The sequence below is a fragment of the Sphingopyxis sp. genome, assembly GCF_036402335.1.
GTDB lineage: Bacteria > Pseudomonadota > Alphaproteobacteria > Sphingomonadales > Sphingomonadaceae > Sphingopyxis.
This window is the reverse complement of the sequence record NZ_DASWTD010000451.1, coordinates 1-5392: the sequence shown is the minus strand read 5'-3', so window position 1 is coordinate 5392 and position 5392 is coordinate 1. Positions and strand designations below refer to the sequence as shown.

5 protein-coding genes are annotated in these 5392 nt (G+C 61.1%); 1 reads left to right on the top strand and 4 read right to left on the bottom strand.

The window, feature by feature from the left end; genetic code table 11:
- Positions 1 to 62: 62 nt before the first annotated feature.
- Positions 63 to 1040 carry a hypothetical protein gene (locus tag VGD20_RS14640; RefSeq protein WP_331135149.1) on the bottom strand — a complete coding sequence of 326 codons (978 nt, stop codon included), beginning with the start codon at positions 1038 to 1040 and terminating at the stop codon, positions 63 to 65.
- On the opposite strand from VGD20_RS14640, the gene VGD20_RS14635 reads away from it, so the two are divergent.
- Positions 996 to 2777: a hypothetical protein gene (locus VGD20_RS14635; RefSeq protein WP_331135148.1), complete on the top strand. Its 1782-nt coding sequence runs from the start codon at positions 996 to 998 to the stop codon at positions 2775 to 2777. The two genes, VGD20_RS14640 and VGD20_RS14635, sit on opposite strands and share 45 nt — an antisense overlap.
- A gap of 20 nt (positions 2778 to 2797) precedes the next feature.
- Here VGD20_RS14635 and VGD20_RS14630 read toward each other — a convergent pair whose 3' ends face one another.
- The 3 genes from VGD20_RS14630 to VGD20_RS14620 all read right to left on the bottom strand — a co-directional run.
- The gene (locus VGD20_RS14630; protein ID WP_331135147.1) at positions 2798 to 3634 is read right to left on the bottom strand and encodes a sterol desaturase family protein; all 837 of its coding nucleotides are present in this window, start codon (positions 3632 to 3634) and stop codon (positions 2798 to 2800) included.
- Between the two features lie 76 nt (positions 3635 to 3710).
- Positions 3711 to 4763: a helix-turn-helix domain-containing protein gene (locus tag VGD20_RS14625; RefSeq protein ID WP_331135146.1), complete on the bottom strand. Its 1053-nt coding sequence runs from the start codon at positions 4761 to 4763 to the stop codon at positions 3711 to 3713.
- Between the two features lie 79 nt (positions 4764 to 4842).
- On the bottom strand, positions 4843 to 5392 hold a 550-nt coding region (locus VGD20_RS14620; protein ID WP_331135145.1), incomplete at its 5' end, for a serine hydrolase.

Sequence of the window (5392 nt, the reverse complement as noted above, 5' to 3'; positions counted from 1 at the left end):
GTTACGACTTGATGCGCGCACCAGGGTCGGCGTGAACCGCGAACACAGGATGAAAAACACGCTTAACTTTTCTGTTTTGGGATAAGCATTGGATTGCAACCGCTACAAATGATTCGACAGACGGGTTTCCTGCTTCGCAATGCTGTCGCTATTGCTTGCAGCGGCCTGTTCAGATGCGGAGCAGGGGCCATTTTTGGGAGGTGCGTACAACTGAAAGATGCTGGCGCGCCCTTATGAGACGGATCCGCCTCGCCATTTTTTCTTTCGCCGCGCTTCCCGCGTGGTTCTGCCCGGTAGCCAACGCCCACACGAACAAGGGTGATGACGATGCAGTGGCGGCGTCGCAAGAGGCCGCCTCGCCTGACGATGACGCGCCCGACGATGAAATCGTCGTCACCGCCGACCGTTATGGCGAAGCCAAGGTAGCCGCCGAGAGCGAACTCGGCGAAGACGAAATCGCCAGCCATGGGTCCGACAGCATCGAGGAATTGCTGATCCGGCTGGCGCCGCTCCTCAACAGCAGCGGCGATCAGCCCGTCATTCTGATCAACGGCAAGCCGGCGGGCTTCGATCAGTCGATCCTGTCCTACCCCACGGAGGCGCTTCAGCGGCTGGCGGTGCTGAAGCCCGAGGCGGCGGCGCAATATGGAGAAGCCCCTGGACGGCGCGTGGTCAACCTCGTCCTCAAGAAGAAATTTTCCATGCTGAATGCCGACGCCGGCGCGAACTGGGCAACCGCAGGGGGGCAATATGGCGTCAGCCTGTCCGCCGGCCAGACAGCGATCAGTGGCGACACCCGCTGGAACATCAATGCCCGCATCGGCAGCGACAGTGCCCTGCGAAAAACTGCCCGGAATGTGCCGCCGCGGGCGGGCGTGTTCGACGGCACCGGCTTTATTTCCGCTATCGATGGCGGCGAAATCGACCCGTTGCTCAGCGGGATCGCCGGGGCGCCGGTAACGGTCGCGGCGATCCCGCCCGGCGCCTTGTCCGAGGTGCCGACGCTCGCCGATTTCGCTGCCACCGCGAACAATAGACACGCGCTTGATCCCGATGCTTATGACGACTTCCTGTCGGCGCGGCGCAACATGTCGCTCAATATCGGCATCACCCGGCCAATGGGTGATTTCTCGGTTTCGCTGAATCTCAACGCGAACCGCAGCAGCAGCGACGGATTGAGCGGGCTGCCGATGGCCTCGGTGGTTATCCCGGCGGGCAGTCGGTGGACGCCCTTTGCGCGCGATGTCATGCTGACGCGCCCGTTCGCCGGCGAACGCGCGCTGCGCGCCGAAAATAGTTCGAAGTCCTTTGGCGGATCGCTGACCGTGAATGGCGTGATCGCGGGCTGGCAAACAAGTGCGGGCGTCAATTATTCGCGCAACTGGAACAACAACCTGCTCGAACGGGGCGTTGACGTCGACCGTGTCCAGCGATTGATCGATGCGGGCGACCCAGATTTCAACCCCTATGGGATATGGGATGCCAGCCTGTTGCTCGTGACCCGCAACCGTTCGAACAGCGAAAATCTGATCGGACGGATTCAGGCACAGAAGAACATCCTCAATCTGCCGGCCGGCCCCCTGTCGCTGAACATTTCGCTGAACGCCAGCCGGAACCGTTCCGAAAGACGGCAAAACGATAATGGCGAAGATCCCGCCACGCGATCCGTGTCGAAGCGACAGCAGGCGGATGGACAGATATCGCTGGGCGTACCGATCTCGCAACGCGGCGTGGCGGAGATCGGCCCTTTGGGAGATATTTCGCTCGATCTGTCGATGAGTGGTCAGACGATGGCCAATGCTCCGCTGCAAAAGCAGTTCAACGGCGGCCTGAACTGGTCGCCCTTGCCGATTGTGCAGTTTCGAGGATCGTTGGATTATGTCGAGATATCGCCCACATTCGTATTGCTCAACGGCCCGATCGTGACCAGGATCAACCGGATTTTCGACTATCGGCGGGGGGAGATTGCCGAGCCGGTCTGGATTACGGGCGGGAATCCCGATCTTCGCGGCGGCAGCATGCAAAGCCTTTCCTTCGATGCCAATGTGCGGCCTTTCAATGACCAGGTCCTGACGCTGAGCGTCGGCTACCGGCAGTCGGTCGCGAAAGGGGCAATTTCCGCCTTCCCCGAACTCACCCCCGTCATCGAGGCGGCCTTTCCCGAAAGGGTGACGCGCGACGCCGAAGGACGGCTGGTCGCCGTAGATGCCCGCGCGATCAACCTTGCCCGTGAAACCGATGCGACATTGACCTCCGGCATCTCTCTCCGCCTCTCCGGACGAAACGATGCGAAGGCGGTAAAGGAAATGGCGCTTGCCGACCCGCTGCAAATATCTGTCTCGCTCAACCATAGTATGCGGTTGAAGAACGATCTGCGAACCCGCGCCGGCATTCCGAGCGTCGACCGATTGACCGACAGCGGTCAATCGCGTCACAATCTGTTGTTGCAGATCACGGTAGGTAAACGTGGCGTCGGCGCGAACCTCAATGGAAACTGGAGCAGCGCGGCTGCAGTACGCAGCGCTGATCGAACCTTCCATTTCAAACCGCCGATGGCTTTCAACCTTTCGATGTTTTTTGAACCCGATCAACTGTTCGGACCCGTAGAGAAGGGAGCGCTGATCAACGATCTCAAACTTTCATTCGATATCCAGAATCTCTTCAACGGCTACCGCCGGGTCACCTTGGACGATGGCAGCGTCCCTGCGGGGTATACGCACGATGAAGTCGATCCGCTTGGCCGCGTGATACGGTTGACGGTCCGAAAGAGATTCTGAGGCCGCGTCTTCGTGGCGAGCTAGGCTGTGGCGGGCGATGTTTCACCGTCCAGGATCACGGGCTCAGGTACGGGGGCGACGCTGCGGTCGGCAACCACTTCGGCGAAGCGTTCGGCATAGCGGGGATGCTCGGTTCCCATCAATTTGTCCCACCATGTAAAATACAGTCCGTAATTCTTGTTGAAGCTGCCGCTGTGATGCAGGTCGTGGTGCGTCGTCGTGTTGATCCAGCGCGTCAGCGGCGATGACAGCCACCAGCGGGGGTGGAGTTCGAAACCGGCATGCCCCATCGCGTTGCGCACGAGCTGGAAATTGGCCCACAGGAACATGACCCAGATCGGCGCCGGGACCATGATCAGCCACAGCGGAACGAAAGCGAACATCACGATCGATTCGGGAATGGCAAAGCTGTAAATCGCCCACGCTGTCGGGGTCACCGAGCGGTGATGCGCGCGGTGGAAGAATTTGAACAGCCTCGGGTGGTGCATCGTGCGGTGCGCCCAATAGAAATAAGCGTCGTGCGCGACGATCGTCGCCGCGAGCAACGCCAGGTCGGTGGCGATGCCATGGCTGCCGTTGAATTGGTAAAGCCCCACGCTCCCGAAAGCCCACAGGAAGAAAAGCCCCAGGACGATATAGACGCCGATCGAGCGCATCGACTGAAAAAACTCGCGGCGCATATCGGCCGTGGTCGCCTCGCGCGCCTGAATCTTGCGCGTCGCCAGCCGGCCTCGGCGCAGCCACCAAACGACCGCGCTGGTAATCGCCGCCACGATGAAATAGCGGGAAAAGTCGACGACGAACATGCCCGGCCCCTTTTCGATAAGGATGGCGAGCGGCGGGAAATCGAGGATCATGCGGGCATCCTTTTCGAGAGGGATGCCGCCTCCGAGCAGGTTTGCGCTTGCCCGGCTCCGCAATATCGAAAATCGGCTAGCCGATTCTGGAATCGATCAGCTGCTCCGCGCGATACTCGCTCGGAGTCATTCCCTCTGCGTCGCGAAAGGCGCGATTGAAGGGGCCGAGCGAGCCAAAGCCCGCGTCGATCGCGATGGTCAGGATCGGCACGCTCTGCTGCGCCGGATCGGAGAGCGCGGCGCGCACTTCGTCGAGGCGAAAGCTGTTCAGGAAGGCAGTGAAGTTACGGAATCCCATCTCGCCGTTGATGGCCCGGCGGATGCGATACTCAGGCTCGCCGAGCCGCGCCGCCAGTGCTGCGATCGAAAAACCCTCGGCGCGATAAGCGCGCTCCTCGGCCATCACCGCCTGCAGCCGTCGCGCGAGCGGCGATGGCGTGACTGGGGGCTTCACCTGCGGCGGCGGAGCATCGGGCGCTGCAAACAGCTCTGCCGAACGGAAACGATAGAGCGCCACCGACACAATGAAGGTCGCGATCAGGATTGCCGGGGGCATTGCGATCTGGCCCCAGCCATAATGCCCGTCGCTATTCGGAAAGGTTTCGAAAAAGGTGATCCACGCGATGAAGCCACCAATCGCCCCGACTACCGCGAGACGAAAACTGCGCCGCTCCTCGATCAGGTCGGCGGCGCGCCCCCGCCATGCGATCCATATCCCGCCGAGCGCGAAACCCAGCATCCCTCCGCGCACGAGCAGCCAGATCTCCCAGCTAAACCACCCCGTCGTTACGATCGCCGCAACCTGCGCGAGTAGCAGCACGGCAAAGATGGCCATCAGCAACCCGTCGCGCCAGTCGATACACTGTCGGTCGTCAAACCAGAGCCGTGCAAAAAGCCAAAAGAGCGCCGGCACCGCCAGGGGCAACGCGTCGAACAGCACAAAGGGAAAGCTGAACGGCGAAGCAGGACGAAAAGCCGGTGCCAGCAGATAGGCGATGATCGCGAAGTTCATCGCGATCGCGACGCGCGCCGACAGGAGGTTGCGATAGTCGCGCCAAAGGACCGCTATCCACAGGCCGAACAGCGCCGTTGCGGCGCCGCGAAACATCGGATCAAGGATATCCTGCACTGGACTTACCATCTGCTACCGCGCCGGAGCGTTAAGCGGTTACCCCGGCTGCTCGTTCTTTCGGAGTGAAAACTCTGTTCTATCGCTTCAAACCATATCGCGTCATGTCGGAGGTCAACGCCTTGAGCGTCTCATCACGGATCGGCCATTTCTCACCGGGGAAATAATTGACCATGATCGCGCCCCGCACCTTGCTGACCGGATTGACCCACGCGACCGTTCCGGCGGCGCCTCCCCAGCCATAGGCACCGGCGATCATCGGATCGGCACTCGCCTTGACGACGAATCCGCCTGCGCCAAAACCCAGCTTTGCGCCGGTCGGCCCCTCGGTACCCGTAAATTCGACCCCCTCGGGCAGCAGGTCGGACATCGCAAGCTTGGCCGTCGCCGTCTTCATGACGCGGACGCCGTCGAGTTGGCCGTAGCTTTGCAGCATATGCAAAAAGCGATCATAGTCGCGCGCCGACATGACAAGTCCGGCCCCGCCGTAAGGAAAGCTCGGCGGGTTCAGGAAGGGCGACGTCGCAGCCGGGTCGAGAGGCGAATGTTTGTCGCCCATGATCATATAGTTGGTCGCGAATCTACCCACCTCGGCCGCTGGCACCGTCCAATAGCTTGACCGCATCTTC